The organism is Williamsia sp. z34 (assembly GCF_059553395.1).
Genome location: NZ_JCANWW010000006.1, coordinates 344,136 through 363,722 on the forward strand (window position 1 = coordinate 344,136; position 19,587 = coordinate 363,722).

22 protein-coding genes are annotated in these 19,587 nt (G+C 65.8%); 9 read left to right on the top strand and 13 right to left on the bottom strand.

The window, feature by feature from the left end; genetic code table 11:
* The first annotated feature begins 64 nt into the window (after window positions 1-64).
* Window positions 65-214, top strand: a complete 150-nt coding sequence (locus AC51GT_RS17415) for a hypothetical protein (RefSeq protein WP_496329566.1) — start codon at window positions 65-67, stop codon at window positions 212-214.
* A 30-nt stretch (window positions 215-244) separates the two neighbouring features.
* On the opposite strand, the gene AC51GT_RS17420 is transcribed toward AC51GT_RS17415, so the two are convergent.
* Together AC51GT_RS17420 and AC51GT_RS17425 are read right to left on the bottom strand one after the other, a co-directional pair.
* Window positions 245-1,072, bottom strand: coding sequence for a transglutaminase-like domain-containing protein (locus tag AC51GT_RS17420; RefSeq protein WP_496329567.1), 828 nt, complete (start codon window positions 1,070-1,072; stop codon window positions 245-247).
* A 37-nt stretch (window positions 1,073-1,109) separates the two neighbouring features.
* A complete protein-coding gene (locus AC51GT_RS17425) occupies window positions 1,110-2,258 on the bottom strand; it encodes an ROK family protein (protein WP_496329568.1) in 1,149 nt (382 codons plus the stop codon).
* Between the two features lie 43 nt (window positions 2,259-2,301).
* On the opposite strand from AC51GT_RS17425, the gene AC51GT_RS17430 reads away from it, so the two are divergent.
* Window positions 2,302-3,069, top strand: a complete 768-nt coding sequence (locus tag AC51GT_RS17430) for an SDR family NAD(P)-dependent oxidoreductase (protein ID WP_496329569.1) — start codon at window positions 2,302-2,304, stop codon at window positions 3,067-3,069.
* Between the two features lie 142 nt (window positions 3,070-3,211).
* Window positions 3,212-4,810, top strand: a complete 1,599-nt coding sequence (locus tag AC51GT_RS17435; protein WP_496329570.1) for a DUF6777 domain-containing protein — start codon at window positions 3,212-3,214, stop codon at window positions 4,808-4,810.
* A 1-nt stretch (window position 4,811) separates the two neighbouring features.
* Here AC51GT_RS17435 and AC51GT_RS17440 read toward each other — a convergent pair whose 3' ends face one another.
* The gene (locus AC51GT_RS17440; RefSeq protein ID WP_496325002.1) at window positions 4,812-6,125 is read right to left on the bottom strand and encodes a L,D-transpeptidase; all 1,314 of its coding nucleotides are present in this window, start codon (window positions 6,123-6,125) and stop codon (window positions 4,812-4,814) included.
* Between the two features lie 79 nt (window positions 6,126-6,204).
* Complete coding sequence (locus tag AC51GT_RS17445) at window positions 6,205-7,287, bottom strand: UDP-N-acetylmuramate dehydrogenase (protein ID WP_496325003.1); 1,083 nt, start codon at window positions 7,285-7,287, stop codon at window positions 6,205-6,207.
* Between AC51GT_RS17445 and AC51GT_RS17450 the strand changes: the two genes are divergently transcribed.
* The 5 genes from AC51GT_RS17450 (at window position 7,286) to AC51GT_RS17470 (ending at window position 11,157) form a co-directional block, all read left to right on the top strand.
* The gene (locus AC51GT_RS17450) at window positions 7,286-7,786 is read left to right on the top strand and encodes a DUF2505 domain-containing protein (protein ID WP_496325004.1); all 501 of its coding nucleotides are present in this window, start codon (window positions 7,286-7,288) and stop codon (window positions 7,784-7,786) included. The genes AC51GT_RS17445 and AC51GT_RS17450 overlap by 2 nt on opposite strands.
* Before the next feature lie 69 nt (window positions 7,787-7,855).
* Window positions 7,856-8,365 (top strand): DUF2505 domain-containing protein, encoded by a 510-nt coding sequence (locus tag AC51GT_RS17455; protein ID WP_496325005.1) that lies wholly within the window; start codon window positions 7,856-7,858, stop codon window positions 8,363-8,365.
* A complete protein-coding gene (locus AC51GT_RS17460; RefSeq protein WP_496329571.1) occupies window positions 8,322-9,137 on the top strand; it encodes a class I SAM-dependent methyltransferase in 816 nt (271 codons plus the stop codon). The genes AC51GT_RS17455 and AC51GT_RS17460 overlap by 44 nt, the downstream gene beginning before the upstream one ends.
* A gap of 29 nt (window positions 9,138-9,166) precedes the next feature.
* Window positions 9,167-9,964 carry a carbon-nitrogen hydrolase family protein gene (locus AC51GT_RS17465; protein ID WP_496329572.1) on the top strand — a complete coding sequence of 266 codons (798 nt, stop codon included), beginning with the start codon at window positions 9,167-9,169 and terminating at the stop codon, window positions 9,962-9,964.
* 80 nt (window positions 9,965-10,044) lie between these two features.
* Entirely contained in the window at window positions 10,045-11,157 is a 1,113-nt protein-coding gene (locus AC51GT_RS17470; protein ID WP_496329573.1) for an LmeA family phospholipid-binding protein, read from the top strand.
* A gap of 18 nt (window positions 11,158-11,175) precedes the next feature.
* On the opposite strand, the gene purU is transcribed toward AC51GT_RS17470, so the two are convergent.
* Complete coding sequence (purU, locus tag AC51GT_RS17475) at window positions 11,176-12,063, bottom strand: formyltetrahydrofolate deformylase (RefSeq protein ID WP_496325009.1); 888 nt, start codon at window positions 12,061-12,063, stop codon at window positions 11,176-11,178.
* Between the two features lie 27 nt (window positions 12,064-12,090).
* On the opposite strand from purU, the gene deoC reads away from it, so the two are divergent.
* A complete protein-coding gene (gene deoC, locus AC51GT_RS17480) occupies window positions 12,091-12,783 on the top strand; it encodes a deoxyribose-phosphate aldolase (RefSeq protein ID WP_496329574.1) in 693 nt (230 codons plus the stop codon).
* Between the two features lie 32 nt (window positions 12,784-12,815).
* On the opposite strand, the gene AC51GT_RS17485 is transcribed toward deoC, so the two are convergent.
* The 8 genes from AC51GT_RS17485 to AC51GT_RS17520 form a co-directional block, all read right to left on the bottom strand.
* Window positions 12,816-13,514, bottom strand: coding sequence for an MOSC domain-containing protein (locus AC51GT_RS17485; RefSeq protein WP_496329575.1), 699 nt, complete (start codon window positions 13,512-13,514; stop codon window positions 12,816-12,818).
* On the bottom strand, window positions 13,511-14,437 hold the full coding sequence (locus AC51GT_RS17490; protein WP_496329576.1) for an alpha/beta fold hydrolase: 927 nt from the start codon (window positions 14,435-14,437) through the stop codon (window positions 13,511-13,513). Before AC51GT_RS17490 ends, AC51GT_RS17485 begins: the two co-directional genes overlap by 4 nt.
* Window positions 14,437-15,486 carry an alpha/beta fold hydrolase gene (locus AC51GT_RS17495; protein WP_496329577.1) on the bottom strand — a complete coding sequence of 350 codons (1,050 nt, stop codon included), beginning with the start codon at window positions 15,484-15,486 and terminating at the stop codon, window positions 14,437-14,439. Before AC51GT_RS17495 ends, AC51GT_RS17490 begins: the two co-directional genes overlap by 1 nt.
* 10 nt (window positions 15,487-15,496) lie before the next feature.
* On the bottom strand, window positions 15,497-16,273 hold the full coding sequence (locus AC51GT_RS17500) for a MerR family transcriptional regulator (RefSeq protein WP_496325014.1): 777 nt from the start codon (window positions 16,271-16,273) through the stop codon (window positions 15,497-15,499).
* Window positions 16,274-16,398: 125 nt separating this feature from the next.
* A complete protein-coding gene (locus tag AC51GT_RS17505) occupies window positions 16,399-16,692 on the bottom strand; it encodes a DUF2516 family protein (RefSeq protein WP_496325069.1) in 294 nt (97 codons plus the stop codon).
* Between the two features lie 105 nt (window positions 16,693-16,797).
* Window positions 16,798-17,571, bottom strand: coding sequence for a heparin-binding hemagglutinin (locus tag AC51GT_RS17510; protein WP_496325015.1), 774 nt, complete (start codon window positions 17,569-17,571; stop codon window positions 16,798-16,800).
* The gene (locus AC51GT_RS17515; RefSeq protein ID WP_496325070.1) at window positions 17,558-18,049 is read right to left on the bottom strand and encodes a helix-turn-helix domain-containing protein; all 492 of its coding nucleotides are present in this window, start codon (window positions 18,047-18,049) and stop codon (window positions 17,558-17,560) included. Before AC51GT_RS17515 ends, AC51GT_RS17510 begins: the two co-directional genes overlap by 14 nt.
* Before the next feature lie 122 nt (window positions 18,050-18,171).
* Window positions 18,172-19,491, bottom strand: coding sequence for a DUF445 domain-containing protein (locus tag AC51GT_RS17520; protein WP_496325016.1), 1,320 nt, complete (start codon window positions 19,489-19,491; stop codon window positions 18,172-18,174).
* Window positions 19,492-19,587: the final 96 nt, after the last annotated feature.

Consider the following 19,587-nt stretch of genomic DNA (forward strand, 5'->3'; position numbering starts at 1 on the left):
CACCAAGGGGCGCCGTGGACAGTGGTCACATGACCTACCAACCACGACGCGAGAAGAGCTTCACGTGGATCTGCTCGACCTGCACACCGGACGCCGATACCCCGACGCCGCCACGACGATCGGCCGGACCGCGACGATGCACCACGCCGCGGCCCTGGCGTTCGCCGGTCCGTCGTCACAGCCTGTGATCAGTCAGCGCAGTCACAGCCTGTGATCAGTCAGCGCAGTCACAGCCTGTGAGCGGCTAACGCAATTGGACCTGGGCGGACGGATCGTCGATCGGTAGGTAGCCGGCCACGATCGCGCCCACCTGATAGCTGCGCAGGACGACGTCGCCGCCGTGACTGTCGAGAAAGGCCGTGTCGGCGGCATCGCGACCGGATGCGATCCGGACCAGCGACTGACGCGGCGCCAGTCCGGTGGCATCGACGACCACCCACCGGCCGTCGATCAACGCCTCGGCCACGGCATGGAAGTCCATCGGGTACAGACCCGGCGCGTACACCGACACCAGACGGGCCGGAATACCCAAGCCCCGCAACAGCGCAACCACCAGATGCGCGAAGTCCCGGCAGACACCGGCCCCGGACAGCAGGGTGTCGACCGCGCCGTCGATCGGGTCACTGGCACCGAAGATGTACGAAAGCCGATGCCGGACAAAGTTCGTGACGGCGACCAACTGCTCGGCCGCCGGCACACTCGTGTCGAATTCACCGGCGGCGAAGCCGAAGAACTTGTCGGCCTCGGCATACCGGCTCGGCCGAAGATAGAGCGAACGGTCGAGCTCGGTGACCTGCGCGGGATCAGCCGGTGTCAGGACGCTCGCCGTGTAGCGAACGGAGAGTTCACCGGACTCCACCTGCAGCCAGTGGATACGACTACCGCTGTCCGTCACGATCTCATCCGGGACGATTCGGTTGCCGTCCAACCAGATGGACAGGGTCTCGTTCACTTCCAGCCCGGGCAGCCTGGCCACGGCGATCTGCAGTTCGATGTCGGTGGCCTTGTTCACCACCACGTCGAGTACGGCCGAGACGTCACGCTGAGCAGTTTGTCCGAAATCACCTGACATGAATTGGACGCTCCCTTCCTTCGAATGGTCTGCCGAGTCAGGCGCTGAAATTCTGCAAGGCCCCGATGGGATCAGCGTAGAGCGCTCCGAGTGATACCACCACGGCAGCGCCTTCCTGAACGCGCGCACCGAACCTGGGCGGCGACAGTTCCATCGGCCCCAGCCCGCTGGCCGCATCGAACGCCGCCTGCACCGGGGCCAGACCGTGGCGGTGTTCGGCGAACACTTGGCCGGCCAGGACGACCCGATCGGGATTGATGAGGTCGCGCACCAGGGCCACCATCTCACCGAGCACCCGGGCTCGTTCGTCGTGCAGCGCACTCGCATCACCGCCTGCGGCCACCGCATCGTCGAATACCTTGCGGCCGACGACATCCTGCAGCAGCGATTGCGGCTGCCCCGTCAACAGCGGTGCGTGCACCGGCAGGTGCCCGATGTTGCCGGGACGTTCCTGGACCCTGCCGTCGATCGTGATCGCCAGACCGACCGTTTCCCGGACGTAGAAGAGCAGATCGGTACCGGTGGTGTGGTCGGCACCGGCGAGGAGCAACTCGGCCGCAGCCATGGCCTGAACGTGCTGGCTGACCGAGACCGGCACATCCAGTTCGCGTTCCAAGGCTTCACCGACCGGCGCCCGCTGCCAACCGAGTTGAGGATGGTCGACGCTACCGTCCCGGTGGACCGTGCCACCGATGGCGGCCCCGGCCCACAGCGGTACCCGCTGGGTGAACGATTCGGCAACCAGCGCCGCCCGCCGCGCGATCAGCCGCAGGGCCTCCTTCGCCGGCCCGACCGGCGTCGACATCGCGACCGTCTGCAGCGGTCGGCCACCGAGGTCGGCAACCATCAACAGGGTCGACTGCGCACCGATGTGCACGGCGATCACGCAGAACCGGTCCCGGTCGAGGGTCAACGGCACCTTCGGACGTCCGATCGCCCCCGACGCGACCAGGTCCGGACGTTCCCGGACGAGTCCGAGACGATCAAGTGCCTGTAGCTGTCGGTTGACCGTCGCCGGTGACAGACCGGTTGCCGCAGGCAATCGGTCCCGCGTGACGGGGCCCTGGGTGCGGACGGCCCGGAACACCACCGCGGCGGCGCCCTCACCCCGTTCAAACGACACCGTGCGTGATCCACCGGCCCGGGATGCCGTTCGAGCTCCACCGCCGGCTTCGTCAGACCCCATGGTGCAAAAATCTACCGGTCCGGGCGCACCTACACTGCACACCATGACTATTGCAGCCACCACCGCGTCCAACACTGGTGATCGCAAGGTCGCCGTTGTAACCGGCGCCAGTTCCGGTATCGGCGAGGCCACCGCCAGAGTTCTTGCTGCGCAGGGCTATCACGTGGTGGTCGGTGCGCGCCGCGTCGACCGCCTGCACAAGCTGGCCGAAGAGATCGACGGGACGGCCATCCCCCTCGATGTCACCGATGAGGAATCGGTCCAGAAGTTCTGTGCGCAGATCCCGGCGGTCGACGTCCTGATCAACAACGCCGGCGGCGCGAAAGGTCTGGCCTCCGTTGCCGAGGCCGACCTCGACGACTGGCGCTGGATGTGGGAGACCAACGTCCTGGGAACCTTGCGGGTGACCAAGGCACTGCTGCCGAAACTCATCGACTCCGGTGACGGTCTGATCGTCACCATCAGCTCGATCGCCGCCATCGAGGCCTACGACAACGGGTCCGGCTACACGACGGCCAAACATGCCCAAGCGGTTCTGCACCGGACGTTGCGGCCCGAGCTCCTCGGAAAGCCGGTCCGGCTGACCGAGATCCAGCCGGGCATGGTCGAGACCGAGTTCTCACTCGTTCGCTTCGACGGTGATGCGGAGAAGGCCGACAAGGTCTATCAGGGACTGACGCCACTCACCGCCGACGATGTCGCGGAGGTGATCGGCTTCGTCGCGAGCCGCCCACCGCACGTCAATCTCGATACCATCCTGCTGATGCCCCGCGACCAGGCCTCTGCCCGCCGAAACATCAAGACAGGCTAGAGGTTCTCGTATGTTCGGATGAATATCGCGAAGTCCGGTAACACATCCCACACACCGCCCGAAGTCCAGACATAATCCTTGAGCGGGTAGCCGGTCCCCCATCACGGCGGTCCAGGGTCCGCACCGGACCCTGGAGACTCGAGTGAACCATCCATACAGCGCTGCGCCCACCGGACCGATCCCGTCTCCGCCCAACGACCGCAAGCAGATCGTCATCGTGCTCGCGGTCGTTGCCGCATTGCTGTTGACGTTCCTGGGTATCGGTGCGGCGTACCTGTTCTCCGCCTCCGACAGCAAGGTCAAGGCCACCACGGCACCCGAGCTCGTGCTGGAAGCAGCCAACAGCACCGGCACCGACCCGTTCACCCCGTCCGTCGCGGTCAGCAACCGTCCCCTGGATGGGGCCGTCATCGGACTCGCCCCCGCGGGTGCGCCGACGGTCCGCGGCGTCGAGGGCGTCGACGGCACCACCGCGGGTCTGTACGCCGCCGACGGTGACGCAGTCTGCGACACCGCCGCGCTGGCAAACCACCTGTCCGACAACCCGGCCAAGGCCGGCGCGTGGGCGAGCGTCTTCGGGATCGGCACCGAACAGATCCCGTACTACCTCGACACACTCACCCCGGTTGTCCTGACCCGCGACACCTGGGTCACGAACCACAGCTACACCAGTTCCGGGGCGTATGCGTTCCAGTCGGTGTTCGAGGCCGGCACCTCCGTACTCGTCGACGCGTTCGGGGTTCCCCGCGTTCGCTGCTCATGCGGCAATCCGCTTGCGCCACCGGCAAGTACACCGGTCGCCGGTTACCGCACCGTCGGCAACCCGTGGCCCGGGTACGCCCCTGCACAGGTCGTGTACGTGACCTACGCCAACGAGCAGACCACCGTCACCAACAACACCACCACCATCGTCGAAGCGCCCGCACCGGCACCGACTCCGGTGTCCCTGACCCTGCTGGATCTGAACACCTTGCAGCCATTGATCCGCGCGGTCGGCGGCATCCTGAACCTCGAGGGCCTTCCCCCACTGAGTCGGCCGCTGCCGACACCGGCATCCCTGAACACCCCGTTCACGACCGACGACCCAGAGTTGCAGGAAGCCAACGGGATCCAGGCGGATGGACAGCCTGCACCCGAGGTCCGGCGCCGCGCAGCAGCCGAGTCGACGGCGTCATCGACAACCGCTGTGGCGACTCCGGAAACCGCGGTTCCCGGCGAATCAACCGTCCCGACGGTTCCTGAGCAGCCCGCTTCGGCAGAGCCCGCGTCCTCCGAACCGGTAGTGCCCGTGGCGCCTTCGGCCGCACCGGCGACCAGCAGTGCGGTCCCGACCCCGACTGCGTTCTCCGGCAGCGGTGAGATCGTCTCGAGTCTCACCTTCACCTTCGAGGACGCACCGGTGACCTGCATGGTCCCCGATCCGACACACACGACGGCAGAACTCAGCTGTTCCGACGACGTGAGACGAACAGTGTTGACAAGCGCACTGACACAGTCGTCGGTCGCCTCGGCGACGGACAGCCTCGGGGTCTGGACTGTCGGACTGACCGACATCACCGATCCGGAGAACCCGACGACCGAGACGGTGACGATCACAAAGGCGGTGTGGACACTCCTACCGACCGCCACCGTGGCCGCGCCGGAACCCGAAGTCGCACCGGCTACCGAGACGCCGACCGGGGAGCCGACGACAGCGGGCGCCGAACCCACCACCGGGTCGACGGCACCTGCCGCGGGCTGACTCAGCCGACGGGGGCCTGCGGTGCCCCTGAGTTCACTGCTGTCGTCGGGATGCCGGACACGGCCGGAGCATTCGACGGGGTGGCCGGCGCCGAGTTTGCCTCGGGCTCACCACCGATCGCCGACAGCGACTTCCAGGTTGCCCAGTCGTAGATCCAGTCGAAGATGTCACCGTCGGCCTCCGACAGCGGGATGCGGGTGTTGATGACCTCCACCGGGTCGCCGTACATCGCGGTGTTGAAGTACCGCTCGGCGTCTTCGAGTGAGAGGTTGATGCAGCCGTTGGTGACGTTCGACGACCCCTGGACGCCGAGGGTGGCCGGGTTGGCGTGGATGAACTCACCGTTGTTGGAGATTCGAACCGCGAAGCGTTCGAGCACATTGAAGTACCCGGCCGCCGGGTTGCTCATGTAGAACTGCTCGTGCTTTTCGCTGACCACGTGGATACCGGAACGGGTGACGTTGCGGTCGAGGTCACCTTCGCCGTAGCTGCACGGCAACGTCATGAGGGTGTTGCCGTCGTTCTCCACGACGATCTGATGTGAGTCGGCGTCCGCCTTGACGATCTGGTTGCGCCCGATCACGAAGTCGCTCGTGACGTCGGCCTCGCCATAGCTGCCGTCGCCGTAGTTCACGCCATAGAGTTTGGCGACCATCGACACCGTGGTGCCCGGTTGGTAATAGTCCTTGGTGCGCCAGTGCACGCGGGATCCGCCGTCTTCGCCCAGCCATCCCCAGCTGCCTTCGGTCGGCGGAGTGGTGGTGACCGTCAGCGCCTTCTCGACGGCTTCCTTGTCCGACACGACACCGTCGAACTTCAGCATCAGCGGTGCGGCGATGCCGACTTCCTGGCCGTCGGCGATGTTGATCACCAGCCCGATCTGGCTGTCCGGGGTGAGTGTGCCGAAGGTACCGGCGACCGGGACGGCCTTGCCGTCCTCACCCATCGCCGACCCCGCCCAGGTGTACTGTCCGCCGTAGCCGAGTGGTTCGGTGATCGTGTAGGTCGTGCGGTCGGCCGACAGCTCGCCGGAGACCACCCGCCCGTTCGCATTCGTCAGTTGCACATCAGGATTGAGCACGCCTTCCGAGACCTTGACCGACACCACCTCGATGGGTGAGGCGTCGGTCACGTCGAGGGCCGGACTGTAGGTGATGTCGGCCTTCGGCTCCGCAGGTGCCTTGCCCTGCCCGGCGCCATCGGTCGAATCGTCGCCGGTACTGCAGGCCGCAGCAGTCACCCCGGCCGCGCCGACGGCTATCGCCGTGAGGGCCGCGCGCCGAGACAGCAGCAGACGGTCACGGTAATCTGTCATGCGCCAAACAGTACCTGCGCCGCTGGTCGCCGCTACTCGCCACACCACTGACCTGCGGCGATGGCGTCAGCTGATCGGACTACAACGAACAGCCGACCAGCACCGGTTCCGGCTCGAGCCACAGACCGAACTTCTCTTGCACGCCACCACGCACCCGGCGAGCGAGATCGATGATGTCGGCACTGGTGGCCTGTCCCCTGTTGGTCAACGCCAACGCGTGCTTCGTGGACAGCCGAGCCGGCGCATCGGCGTCCGGAAAGCCTCGGGCAAAACCGGCATGCTCGATCAGCCATCCGGCCGAGAGCTTCACACCGCCGTCCGCGGGGAACTGCGGCACGGTCGCCTCCGAACCGAGTTCTTGGACGATCTGGGTCAGCACCCTGGGCAAATATTCATGCGGGACAACCGGATTCGTGAAGAATGAGCCGACGCTCCAGGTGTCGTGGTCGTCCGGATCGAGGACCATCCCCTTGCTCGACCGCAACGCCAGCACGGTCTCCCGCACCTTCGACGCCGGCGCCCGTTCTCCGTCGTCGAGGCCCAGGACCCGAGCCAGTTCGCCGTAGCGGATCGGCTCACTCTGCCCGTCGTCACGGAGCCGGAACGAGACCCGAACCACCAGTTCGTCATTGCGATGTTTGAGCCGGCTGGTTCGGTAGCCGAAACCCAGATCGCCCGCGTCGACCCAATTGAGGGCGCCGGAACGGCGGTCGAGGATCTGCACCGACCGCAGCAGCGAACCGACCTCGACCCCATAGGCACCGACGTTCTGGACCGGAGTCGCGCCGGCGGCGCCGGGGATGCCGGACAGGCATTCGAGGCCACCGAATCCACGCTCGACGCTCTCGGCCACCAGCGCATCCCAGTTCACACCGGCGTCGGCGACGACATGGTCGGACCGCCAGTCGAGTTCGGTGTTGTTGATCCGGACCACCGTCCCGTCGAATCCGTCGTCGCCGACCACCAGGTTCGACCCACCGCCGACCAGCAGCACCGGAGTGCCCTCGGCATCGAGACGTCCGACGGCGTCGATCAGCGACTCGGAATCGTCGCAGTTCACGACGTCGCGGGCGGGACCGCCGACGCGCAAGGTGGTGATCTCGGACAGCAAGAGGCGGTCATGTGTTTGTGCGGCCACCCCGCAACGGTAGCCTGCACTCATGGCGACCAAGCTGCAGCATTCGATCGACTTTCCGTGTCCCCCGGCCGACTTCGCTGCGGCGGTCACGTCCGAGCAGTACTGGAAAGACCTGGTGGCCAACGTTGCAGCCGACGTCTCCGAGCTCGAATCGTTCAAGGTCACCGACGACGAGGTCACCGTGGTGCTGCAACAACGTGTCCCAGAAGACAAACTGCCGTCGATCGTGACGAAGGTCCGGCCCGGCGACCTCCACATCGCCCGTACCGTCAGCTGGTCGCTCTCCGGCGGCGCCATCTCCAGCGGCACCTTCGCCGCAGTGGTCGAAGGCGCACCCGCCAAGGTCCACGGCACCCAGACCCTGGCCGCGACCCCGTCGGGCAGCACCGTCACGTTCGACGGCACCGCCGACGTGGCCATTCCCTTCGTCGGCGGCAAGGTCGAGAAGGCGATCATCGAGAACATCACCGAGTTGATCTCGGCCGAGCACGACTACACGATCGAATGGATCAACGCGCGCTGACCGGCGCCGCACACCCCCCAACCCAAGGCGGAACGCGGGCCTGACGTCCCCACGGGTTACCCTGTGCCCATGGCACGACGTCTGTCCTACTCCGCCCGGTACCACCATGCCCCGAAGAAGGTGTATGAGGCCCTGACCCTCCGGGAGTTCTGGGAGGCGCAGATGGAAGAGTTCCGCAAGCTCACCCCGCAGTCCGAGATCGATTCCCACATCGTCGGCGACAACGGGGTCGACGTCGTCCTCAAGCAGGTCCTCCCGCGCACAGAGTTGCCACCGATCGCGCAGACGGTGATGTCCAAGGACATGATCATCACCCGCACCGAATCACTCGGCCCCTTCGACCCGGACAGCACCAAGGGCACGTACGCGGCGTCGATCCCGGCCGGCCCGGGCAGCCTGACCGGCGTGCAGGAGCTGTTCCCCACCGAGACCGGCTGCACCCTCCGTCGGACCACCGAGGTCAAGGTCTACATCCCGTTCATCAACGGCAAGCTAGAGCAGCTCATGCTGGTCAACCTGACCGATCTGTTCCGAGGTGAAGCAGAATTCACCTCGGGGTGGATCGACGCCAATCTCTGAGCGGCGGCCGGAAGGGACGATCACCCGCGGTACAACCGGTATCAACCGGCTCCGTCGTGTCGATCGCTGGATAGCCCATCACCGGCCGATACTTGCTGCCCTGGAGTCGGCGCGGAAGCCGCTGGCCGTCGACCTCGGCTACGGCGCCCGCCCGGACACCGCACTCGAACTCGCGTCCCGGCTCCGTGCCGTGGTTCCCGGCACCCAGCTCGTCGGGCTCGAGATCGATCCGGCCCGCGTGGTCCCGCCGCAGGACGGGGTCCGGTTCGCCGTCGGCGGATTCGAATTGGCCGGCCTCCGACCGCAACTGGTCCGGGCCTTCAACGTGCTGCGGCAATACGACGAATCCCAGGTCGACGCGGCCTGGGAGCGCATGCAGCGACAACTCGCCCCGGGCGGCTACATCGTCGAGGGAACCTGCGACGAACTCGGCCGCCGGTGCTGCTGGATCCTGCTCGACGCGCACCGCCCCCTGACCTTCACGCTGGCGTGGGATCCCGCGCGCAGTGCGCGTCCCTCGGACCTGGCCGAACGCCTCCCCAAGGCCCTCATCCACCGCAACGTGCCCGGCGAGCGGGTCCACAACCTGCTGGCCACCCTGGATCGCTGCTGGGACATCGCGGCGCCGTTCGCGCCCTTCGGCCCGCGACAACGCTGGCACCGGACGCTGGAGTTGTTGTCCACCTTCGGCTTTGCCCCGACACCCGATCGTCGGCGCCATCGCGACAACATCGTCACCGTCCCCTGGGACCAGGTCGCCCCCGCCGTCTGATCCGGCCCACCGGTCGTAGGGTGGATGTCATGCGTATTGCCATCGCCCAGATCAGCAGCGGTTCCGACCCGGACGAGAACTTGGCGACGGTGTCGGAGCAGACCGCCGCCGCCGCAGCACAGGGTGCAGACCTGGTCGTCTTCCCGGAGGCCACGATGTGCCGCTTCGGAGTCCCCCTGGGTCCCGTCGCGCAACCACTCGACGGCCCGTGGGCGACCGCGGTCGGCAAGCTCGCCGCCGAACATCAGATCGCCGTGGTCGCCGGGATGTTCACCCCCGGCGACGCCGACCGGGTACGCAACACCCTGGTCATCGCCGGCCCGGACGGGCAGATCACCGGCTACGACAAGATCCACCTGTACGACGCCTTCGGATTCGCCGAATCGAAGACCGTGGAACCCGGGGACCACGCGGTCACGTTCGACGTCGGGGCGGTCACCGTGGGCGCGGCCACCTGTTACGACATCCGCTTCCCCCAACTGTTCACCACACTCGCCGACCGCGGCGCGACGCTGATCGTCGTCCCGACGTCGTGGGGTGCCGGCCCGGGGAAGCTGGCGCAGTGGCAAACCCTTGCCGCAGCCCGTGCACTCGACAGCGGATGTTTTGTCGCCGCTGTGGGACAAGCGGTTCCGGCTGATCCCCGGGTGGCCGAATCCACCGCACCCACCGGCGTCGGGCACTCGATCCTGGCCGGGCCTTTCGGGACCGTGCACGTCGAACTCGGTGATGCACCAGAGCTTTCGGTCGTCGACCTCGACTTCGACGAAGTCGACCGTGCCCGTCGTGCGATCGCCGTTTTACCGAATCGTCGCGACGTGAATTAATTGGCCCCTACCAGCGCCGATACCGAAACTCAGTAAACTCTTAAACACGGTCGCGCGCTGACCATGCATCATCGACGGTGATGAATAACCGCGATGACGCCGACTCGACTCCGGACGACGGACCTGCGCCTGAACAACCAGCTGAGGGTGCGCAGCCGCCCGGTGTGTCCGACAATGCAACCAGTGATGAACGCGACTCGGACACCGACCGGTTCCCACCGGTTGCGCCCGGCCCTGCCCCCGAGGCCTATTCGAGCGGTCGCCAGGACACCTCGCAGCTCGAAGTACCGCCCGACGGGTTCGAGCCGTTCTCCGACGCCGGTGGTCCCCCGCCCGCCGCTGGGCAGACATACGAGCCGATTTCGCCGGAGCGGCCCAAACGCCGGACCGGCATGATCGCCGGTGCGATCGCGCTCAGCGTGGTGCTGCTGCTGGTGATCATCGGCGTGGGCAGTGAGCTGGTCATCCGTAACAAGGCCCAGGACTGCCTCGAGCAGTCGTTCGGTGAACTCACCGGCGCCTCGACGTCGGTCTCGTTGAGCAAGCGGCCGATGTTGCTCCAGTGGGCCTCCGGAACGGTTCCCTACGTCCAGGTCGACACCAGCAACGAAGGCGACTCCTCGATGCGCCTGCACGCCCGCGGCGACGACATCCAGAGCGGTGACAACGAAACCACCATCGGTGAACTCCAGGGCTCGGGCTACGTGCCGTTCGCCCGCATCATGGAACTGAGCCAGACACCCCAGACAGAACCCACCGAGCCGTCCGAACCCTCCGGCGGCGGGCTGAGCGGGCTCCTGGGCGCGATGGGCGGCGGGATGACCGTGGACAGCGTCACCGGCGACGCCGCCGCGGGCACGATCACCGTCAAGGGCAACTTCCAGCTGCTGATGCTGTCGATCCCGGCCGAAGCAGAGCTCAAACCGGTCACCCAGAACGGCAAACTCACGTTCGAGGTGGTGCAGGCCAGCGCCGCCACCCTGGGCATCCCGAACTCCTGGGCCCAGGCCCTGGTCGATCAGATCAGCGCGGGTCTGTTCCCGCCGCTGTTCAACGAGCTCACCTTCGAACAGCTCACCGTCTCCGACAAGGGTGTCGAGTTCGCGGTCTCCGGCAGCGATCTCGCGCTGAACAACCAGACGACCGGCTCGAGCGAGTCCGGTGAGAGCAGCGAGAGCTGCACCGTCATCTGACGACCGGGGACCGCTCGATCAGCTGAAGACGACCGTCTTGTGGCCGTGCACCAGCACCCGGTCTTCCAGGTGCCACCGCAGTCCGCGCGCCAGCACCAGCTTCTCGATGTCGCGGCCCTGGCGCACCATGTCGGCCACCGAGTCCGAATGATCGACGCGGATCACGTCCTGCTCGATGATCGGACCGGCGTCGAGTTCACCGGTGACGTAGTGGCAGGTCGCACCGATGAGCTTGACGCCCCGCTTGAAGGCCTGGTGGTACGGCCGCGCTCCGATGAACGACGGCAGGAAGCTGTGGTGGATGTTGATCGCCTTGCCTGCCCAGTGTTCACACAGCGCCTCGGGCAGGATCTGCATGAACCGCGCCAGCACCACCGCGTCGGGGTCATGGGAGTCGACCACTGCCTGCAACTCCTCGAAGGCCCCGGCCTTGTCCTTGTCGAACGGGATGTGGTGGAACGGCACACCCATGCGGGTGCTGAAGTCCTCGAGGTCGCGGTGATTGCCGATCACGGCACCGATCTCCGCGGGCAGCTCACCCCGGTACGACCGGCCCAGCAGGTCGCCCAGGCAATGGCCTTCCCGGCTCACCAACAGCACGGTCTTCTTCGGGACGGCCGAATCACTGACCCGCCACTCGGTTTCGGGGCCCAGTTCGGCCACCACTTCGGCTTCGAAGCGGGCGCGTAGCTCTTCGACCGTCAGCGCCACCGAATCGGCTCGGACGGCCTGTCGGGTGAAGAACCAACCGGTGTCGGGATCAGAGTGATAGGCGGCTTCGACGATCCACGCACCGACCTCGGCGAGGAAGCCTGAAATACGGGAAACGATTCCCGTGGTGTCGGGGCATCCGAGCGTCAGCACGTACCGATGGCCGGCCGGATCTGGCGGCGAGAATGTGGTCACAACCGTCCAGTGTGCCAAGCTCGATTCATGCCCGACACCCCGACCGGTACACAACTCACCCGATCAGTCGTCGCCGCCATGGTCGACCACACACTCCTCAAGCCCGAGGCGACCCGCGCGGACGCCGAGGCCACCGTCGCCGAGGCCAACGACCTCGGGGTACTCGCCGTCTGCCTGTCACCCTCGATGCTCCCCATCAACACCGGGTCGGCGCTGAGCTGTGTTGTGGTGGGTTTCCCATCGGGTAAACACCATTCGCTGATCAAGGCCACCGAAGCGAAGCTGGCCGTCGATTCCGGTGCGCAGGAGATCGACATGGTGATCGACGTCGGCGCGGCGGTCGACGGCAAACTCGACGAGGTGTTCACCGACATCTTGACGGTGCGTGAGGGCATCGGGGCCGGGATCACCCTGAAGGTGATCATCGAATCGGCGGCGCTCCTCGCACTCGCCGGACCCGAGACCGTGACGGCGGTCTGCAAGGTCGCGGTCAAGGCCGGTGCGACGATGGTGAAGACCTCGACCGGCTTCCATCCGGCCGGTGGTGCCAGTGTCGAAGCCGTGCAACTGATGTCGGCGGCGGTGCCGTCCCATGTCGGGGTGAAGGCCAGTGGCGGTATCCGGACCGCGGAGTTCGCGGCGGAGCTGATCGCGGCCGGCGCCACCCGGCTCGGGTTGTCCGGATCGCGGGCCGTCCTCGACGGCTTCGCCGAAGGCTGAACCAGCCTTGGCTCACCGCCGCCGAGCGCGACTCATCCCGTCGCGTCCGGCGGACGACCGTGCAGGCGTCGACTGTCACTTTCCCGCCGCCCCGCGAGCCGCTTGCGCAGAAGAGTCGACCACGACTGGGGCAGCACACCGGGTTCGTCGAGCAGTCGCCGAATGGCCGCCGCATCCCCGCGGTCGATGTTCAGTACGCGATGGACCTCGGCGACCGTGATGCCGTGGCGGGGAGCATGTTGCAGCACCATCACGTTTCCGGATGAAATCCGGCCGGGCACAAGCACTCTCAGATAGAAGCCGGTGCGGCCGGTGCGCTGGGTCACCACGGCGAGGTCGTCGACACCGTGGAAGGCCGCGAGTTTGAAGCACGGTCGCCGGGGCTGGCTCACCTGCACGGTCGCGGTCCCGATGTTGTACACCGAACCGATCACGGCCTCGGTTTCGAGTAGCCCGGTGATGGTGAGGTTCTCACCGAAGGACGGGACACCGCGGGTACCGAGCTCATCGCCCCACGCCTGGTAATGCTCGTCCGGGTAGGCCAGAATCGCTTTGTCGGGTCCGCCGTGGTTCCGCCGGTCGCCTTGCTCGTCACCCACCACCCCGCGTTTACCCACGGCGACGGGGCCCGATACCGGCACTTTGGCGATCCCCGACGGGACGGCACGTCCATGCCACCGCAATGACTGCACCCTGCCGACCGACACGGAGAGCACCCGCGGCGCCGTCATCGCGCACCCCGCGCTGCCGCCAGGTCTGCGATGACGGCATTGAACCGGTGCGGCTGCTCCCAATTGAGCAGATGTGTTGCATCCCGCCAGGTTTCGAACCGTTCCAGCGAACCTCGGTGGCTCAGCGCCTCGGCGAGCGGGACCGCGAGCCGTGGTGGCGTGAGACGATCGCGGCCACCGACGAGAACGGCGACCGGGACCGTCATCGCAGACAGGCCCCGGACCACGTTCAGGTTCTCCAGGCAGCGGCCCACCTTTTCCCTGGTACGCCAATCGGTGTCGCGCAGGATCTCGCCGAGAAACGCCAGTTGCGCCCGGGTCGCCCCGGGGAAGACCGCGCCGGCGGCCATCATGCCCGATCGCATCAACAGATCACCGCCGGGCCAGTGGATGGCGCCGAACGCCAGCCACGCCATCTCGTATTGGACGCGACGCAGAACGCTGACCGGATTGACCAGGCGGATAGGACCTTTGGTCACCGGCGAGGTTGCCGCCGTACCGGCGAGCATGATCGACCGCGTATGGCGTCCCACCTCGGACGGGTACTGCGTGGCCCAACTCATCACCGACATCCCGCCCATGCTGTGTCCGACGACCACCGCCGGCCGGCCGTCGGCCACGGTGTGGTCGAGTACCGCAGACAGGTCCTGGCCGAGGTGATCATTGATCATGGCTGCGCTGCCGAGGCGAGACCGGCCATGCCCGCGCTGGTCATAGGTGATCACCCGGAATCGATCCGACAGACCGTTGATCTGTGGATTCCAATATCGGGCACTGACAGCGAAGCCGTGCACGAGTACCACTGGGACACCGTCGGCCGGACCATGTTCGTAGACTGCGATCGATGCGCCGCCGGGACGGTCGATGACCGTGTGCCGCACGTCGATCCGCGGGGCCCGCAACAACGGCTGACCCCCGGACATCAGCCGGCCGTTCTATTCAACAGATCGGTGAGCAGCGCGTTGTAACCTGCCGAGTTCTCGATGCTGCTCATGTGCCCGATCCCCGGCCACACCACGAGGTCGTCGAGGTGGCCATGGCCGCGGAGCACGGTGGCCATCGATTCGGCATGCACGGACGGCGTGAGTTTGTCGTCGGCGCCGACGACGACGAGTGTCGGCACCACCAGCGCGTCCAAACCGCCCGAGACGTCGAGGTTGACCAGCGCGTTGCCCCACTTACCCCGCGATCGTCCGGGGCAGGCCGACACCATCTCGTCGCAGAAGTCGACATGCGATCCGCGGGAGGTCGTGTTCAGCGCGATGTACTGGGTGACCTTGCGCGACATCTTGGTTCGCGGCAGGTGAATGGTGGCACCGGCGACGAGCCGGCTGGTCAGGTACTCCATCGGAGAGAGCGCATCGGGCAGGTCGAGCGGGATCAGGCCGAGGTTGGGCAGCAGGTGTTCGGCGCAGGTGGAGGTCAGGACCACCGCGCGCGCCGATTCGGGCACGCTGTCGGGAAATTGGTTCGCCCACGACAGTATTGTCATACCACCCATGCTGTGGCCGGCGATCAGGGCCTTACGGCCTTGCGGGACAACCGCACTGAGCACGGCCTGCAGGTCTTGCCCCAGGAGATCGGCCGTCAGTTTCGAGGTCCCCCGCGGCGAACTGCCGTGCCCGCGCTGGTCGTACGCGACCACGCGGTACCGATCAGCGAAGGCGTTGATCTGCGGATACCAGTACTGAGTGCTGCAGGTCCAACCGTGCACGAGCACCAGCAACTCGCCGTCGGGCGGGCCGTAGGCGAGCACGTTGAGTTCGGTACCGTCGGCGGTACGGACGGGTATCCGCTCGGGCTCGGTGGCGGGGACCGCCAGCAGCGGATCAGGCTGGTCGTCAACGGGATCCGGCGCCAGCAACGCTGCGCGGACGATCGATCCCAGGAACGCTCCGGTGATCGCCGCACCGGCCGCGACCACTCCGCCCCCGACGATCGCTCCCCCGAGCGCGATCTTCTTTCCGTTCACACGTACCCCCTCATGCTTCTCTAGTGCTTTCAACATCGCCGGTGGCAACCGGCTTCTCGTCTTCGGAAGCCATCATCATCTCGGCACCACGATCGAGAGCCCTGGAGATCTCGGCGTCCATGGCCTTACTGAAGGCGACCTCGACGATGTCGTGCGCCATCGGCCGAACGGTCTGCACCAGCTCGGCAAGCCTGATCACTTCGCTCTCCTCGAGTTCGAAGGGTTCCCCTTCGACGAGATACTTGTCGGTGACGATCGAGACGAAGCTCGCAGCGATGTCCTGCAAATCGTCCTGCACCCGCTCCCAGCGATCGAGCAGGACTTCCAGATCGATTCCGGCCTTGACCAGAACCTCGGCACCGGCCAGGACCTCCGGGTTGGTGACGGCGTATCCGGCGCCTTCTTTGACCAGCAGACCGAGCCGCTGCCCAAGGGCAATGCTGCTGTCGGTGGCCCCGAGGCCCTTGCGCAGCTCGGAGATCGTGATCGTCGCGACCCGGCGAAAGTTCTTCCAGCGACTGCCACGTTTGGGCTCGCCCTCGAGTACGTGCTCGACCTTGAGGCCGTATCGCGCTGCCATCAGCAATTCACTGATGGTGGCAAAGGTGTAGCCACGCTCGAGCATCTGCGAGATCATCTTCAGCCGGCTCAGGTGCTCGGAGGAGTACCACCCCGTGCGTCCCTTGATCTTCGGCGGAGGCAGCAGCCCACGATCCTGATACACCCTGATGTTGCGAACGCTGACGCCGGAGATATCCGCAAGCTCGTTGATCCGGTATTCAGCCATCTGCCCATTCTAGGTCGGCCACCAGCGGTTCTTGGCGATGGGACCAGCGTGCTATATGACACCACGCATTGTCAAGGTCTGTCGCCTCACGTCCGACGGCGTCGACCCCACGACGACGGCGCCGATCAAACCTTGCGGAACCACGACTTGCGCTGGATCGAATCGACGCGCGGGCGAACATCCACGATGTAGACCAGCGTCGCGACGACTCCGACGATCCCCAGGAGACCGATGGCACCGAAGAGCCAGATGAACACCGTCGCGGCGGCCAGTATCGACACCCAGATCACCTTGCTCTGGCGATCGACGGCCGGAAACGCATCCGGCCGCTGGATCGCGGCATGCACCAGCGAGACTGCCGCCGCAATGCCGGCCACAACCGTCAGAGCGAGAAGGACAAAGCTCTGCGCATAACCCATGAAAGATAGAATGTCCACGCGTTCACCTTACTGTCCAATTCGCCTGACGGTCGCGGCGTCGCATTGTTGCGGCCGGTCGAATAACCGAAGCCAACTCGGCCGGCCCTACTTCGTCGTGGCCTTCTTGGCCGGGGCCTTCTTCGCAGGGGTCGCCTTCTTGGCCGGAGCCTTCTTGGCCGGGGCCTTCGCGACCGGAGTCTTCTTGGCCGGGGCCTTGGCCTCGGCGATCTTCTTTGCCGGGGAGTCAGCGGCGGTCCGAGCCTTCGCCTCCACGGTCCCGGCGGCGCCGGCGATCTGCTCGGCGGCCTCTTCGGAGGTGTCCTCGATCTTCTCCGACGTCTCTTCGATCCGGGTCGAGGCAATGCCCGCCAGCTTTGCCGCACGCTGGCCGACGGCGCGGGTCTGGGTCGAGATGGTGCCCAGGGTGTCCTCGGTGAGGTCGACCGCGTCGCCGTATACCTTCTCGACGCGACTGAGTTGCTCGTCGACGGCGGGTGTGGCACGCAATCGCTCCACGGTCTCCTCGCCGCGCTCGGTCAGCGAGTTGTAGATGTTGGTCGCGACCTCGATGTAGGCCTCGGCGACCTTGCGCAGTTCCTCACTGGTGAACTTCGTCCGCAACTCTTCGATGTTGGACGGAACCTCTTCCGGCAGAGCCGAAATCCGCTCGCGAGTCTCTTCCAGACGCTTCTCCGCAGTGCTGCGGGTCTCCTCGATACGAGCCTGCGCGGTGGTGCGGGTCTCCTCGAATCGCGCCTGCGCGGTCTCGGTGCGCTCACGCAATTGCGTGATCACGTCGTTGACCTGCTTGAGCGCCAGATCTCCGGCGCCGACGGCGGCGTACAACGGGTTTGCAAGATTACGATCAGCTTTGGTCATCATGTCCCTCCAGCGTGGACTTTGAAGTGCTTTGTGTTGTGTTGGTGCCACTTTCGACCTCGGCACGGCTCTCTTTACAGAAAGACTCGTAGATCTCGAGTAACACTTGCTTCTGGCGTTCGCTGATGACGGTGTCGGCCATCAACGCGTCGCGCACCGGGCTCGCGGGACGCTCTTCGAGAATCCCGGCCCGCACATAGAGCACTTCTGCCGATACGCGAAGACCCTTGGCGATCTGGGCCAGCACATCGGCCGAAGGCTTGCGCAACCCTCGTTCGATTTGGCTGAGATACGGATTACTCACCCCGGCACGCTCGGCGAGCTGGCGCAGTGACACCTCGGCGGCAATCCGCTGAGACCTGATGAAGCTGCCTATGTCTTGGGCTGCAGTGGCAACGTTGGCACTGAGGTCCTGGGCGATGTCCTGGGCCGCGTTCGCGGCCGCCGCCACCGGCCCGTCTTCTGGATCAGTTGGCATTGGAACCATCGGTGACTCCTTCAGGTTTCGGTAACCATGGTGCCACGTCTGCTAGCAATTGCAAGCAATGTGCTAATTCGTGACCAAGGCCACAAAGCAACCCGTCCTTCTTGGGTGTTCGGTCAGTTGAAGAGCAACACGGACACGGTGTAGATCGCCAGCCCGGCCAGCGCTCCGACCACGGTGCCGTTGATGCGGATGAACTGCAGATCGCGTCCCACCTGCAGTTCGATCTTGTTGCTGGTGTCATCGGCATCCCATCCCCGGACCGTTTCGGTGATGACCGAGATGATCTCCTGCGAGTAGTTCTCGGACACGTGCCGCGCCACCCGGACCATCAGGAGGTTCATCTTGTCCTGCAGCTCGTGGTCATCGCGGATCCGCACGGCGACGCCGATGACCGAGTCGGTCAGCGTCTTGCGCAGGGTTCCGTTCGGGTCGGCCAGGAGCTGTTCGATCAACGCCTTGCCCGCGTTCCAGGCCGTCGACGCCGCCCCGGTCACCTCGTCGCGTTCGAGGAGCTCCGACTTGATCGCCTCGAGCCGCTCGATCGTCGCCGGATCATGCTGGAGGTCGTAGGCGAGTTGCACCATCATCGCCGTCATGGCGGTCCGCACCTGATGGTGCGGGTCGGTCTTGACCTTGAACGAGAATTCGACCAGTTCTCGGTAGATCCGGTCACCCACAAGATGATTGACGAACTTGGGCGCCCACGCCGGCCCATCTTTGTCGATCACCCGATCGATCAGCTCCTCACTGCCGAGGGCGAAGTCATGTGCGCGATCACAGACGAGCTGGATCACCGGTTCGAGACGGTTCTCGGCGATGAGCTGTTCGAGTACGCGCCCGGCAGGCGGGCCCCACTCCGGTTCGGCCGCCCATTTCATCCCCGCCAGGATCAGCTGTTCGATGTCTTCGTCGTCGAGCATCTCCGCCGCGAACGCGATCCCACGTGCGGCCTCCGCACCCACCCGAGGTGCATTCTTCGGATCGGCAAGCCAGGACGACACCCGTTTCGGCAGGGCGAGCTGGGTGACCTTCTCCTCGATCACATCCGGGGTCATGAAGTTCTCTTCGATGAACTCGCCCAACTGATCGCCGATCTGATCCTTCTTCTTGCGGATCAGAGCGGTGTGCGGGATCGGAATGCCCAGCGGATGCTTGAACAGCGCCGTGACGGCGAACCAGTCGGCGAGTGCACCGACCATGCCCGCCTCAGACGCGGCGCGCACATAGCCGACCCAGGCCGCGACGTTGTCCCCGTCGCGATCTTCGAGCCAACGGCAGAAGAAATAGATCACCGCCGCGAGCAGCAGAAACCCGGTCGCGACCATCTTCATTCGGCGCAGTGCGGCCCTACGCTGCGCGTCGCCACCCCCGATCCCGGCGATGTTGCGCTTGGGCACGGCCGGCACGACCGGTGGCGCCTGTGTCGTTTGCATTCATCCAGTGTTACCGAATCTCGCCAGTTGAATCGAAGATGGCACGAGCGACCCTGCTCTCAATGCACTACCCGCGTGCCGGGGAACATAAGGTGG

Excerpts from the sequence above, each read along its gene's own strand:
- AC51GT_RS17420 (WP_496329567.1), bottom strand. The coding sequence starts at position 1,072 with ATGTCAGGTGATTTCGGACAAACTGCTCAGCGTGACGTCTCGGCCGTA.
- AC51GT_RS17425 (WP_496329568.1), bottom strand. The coding sequence starts at position 2,258 with ATGGGGTCTGACGAAGCCGGCGGTGGAGCTCGAACGGCATCCCGGGCC.
- AC51GT_RS17430 (WP_496329569.1), top strand. The coding sequence starts at position 2,302 with ATGACTATTGCAGCCACCACCGCGTCCAACACTGGTGATCGCAAGGTC.
- AC51GT_RS17440 (WP_496325002.1), bottom strand. The coding sequence starts at position 6,125 with ATGACAGATTACCGTGACCGTCTGCTGCTGTCTCGGCGCGCGGCCCTC.
- AC51GT_RS17450 (WP_496325004.1), top strand. The coding sequence starts at position 7,286 with ATGGCGACCAAGCTGCAGCATTCGATCGACTTTCCGTGTCCCCCGGCC.
- AC51GT_RS17445 (WP_496325003.1), bottom strand. The coding sequence starts at position 7,287 with ATGAGTGCAGGCTACCGTTGCGGGGTGGCCGCACAAACACATGACCGC.
- AC51GT_RS17455 (WP_496325005.1), top strand. The coding sequence starts at position 7,856 with ATGGCACGACGTCTGTCCTACTCCGCCCGGTACCACCATGCCCCGAAG.
- AC51GT_RS17465 (WP_496329572.1), top strand. The coding sequence starts at position 9,167 with ATGCGTATTGCCATCGCCCAGATCAGCAGCGGTTCCGACCCGGACGAG.
- AC51GT_RS17470 (WP_496329573.1), top strand. The coding sequence starts at position 10,045 with ATGAATAACCGCGATGACGCCGACTCGACTCCGGACGACGGACCTGCG.
- deoC (WP_496329574.1), top strand. The coding sequence starts at position 12,091 with ATGCCCGACACCCCGACCGGTACACAACTCACCCGATCAGTCGTCGCC.
- AC51GT_RS17485 (WP_496329575.1), bottom strand. The coding sequence starts at position 13,514 with ATGACGGCGCCGCGGGTGCTCTCCGTGTCGGTCGGCAGGGTGCAGTCA.
- AC51GT_RS17490 (WP_496329576.1), bottom strand. The coding sequence starts at position 14,437 with ATGTCCGGGGGTCAGCCGTTGTTGCGGGCCCCGCGGATCGACGTGCGG.
- AC51GT_RS17500 (WP_496325014.1), bottom strand. The coding sequence starts at position 16,273 with ATGGCTGAATACCGGATCAACGAGCTTGCGGATATCTCCGGCGTCAGC.
- AC51GT_RS17505 (WP_496325069.1), bottom strand. The coding sequence starts at position 16,692 with ATGGGTTATGCGCAGAGCTTTGTCCTTCTCGCTCTGACGGTTGTGGCC.
- AC51GT_RS17510 (WP_496325015.1), bottom strand. The coding sequence starts at position 17,571 with ATGACCAAAGCTGATCGTAATCTTGCAAACCCGTTGTACGCCGCCGTC.
- AC51GT_RS17515 (WP_496325070.1), bottom strand. The coding sequence starts at position 18,049 with ATGCCAACTGATCCAGAAGACGGGCCGGTGGCGGCGGCCGCGAACGCG.
- AC51GT_RS17520 (WP_496325016.1), bottom strand. The coding sequence starts at position 19,491 with ATGCAAACGACACAGGCGCCACCGGTCGTGCCGGCCGTGCCCAAGCGC.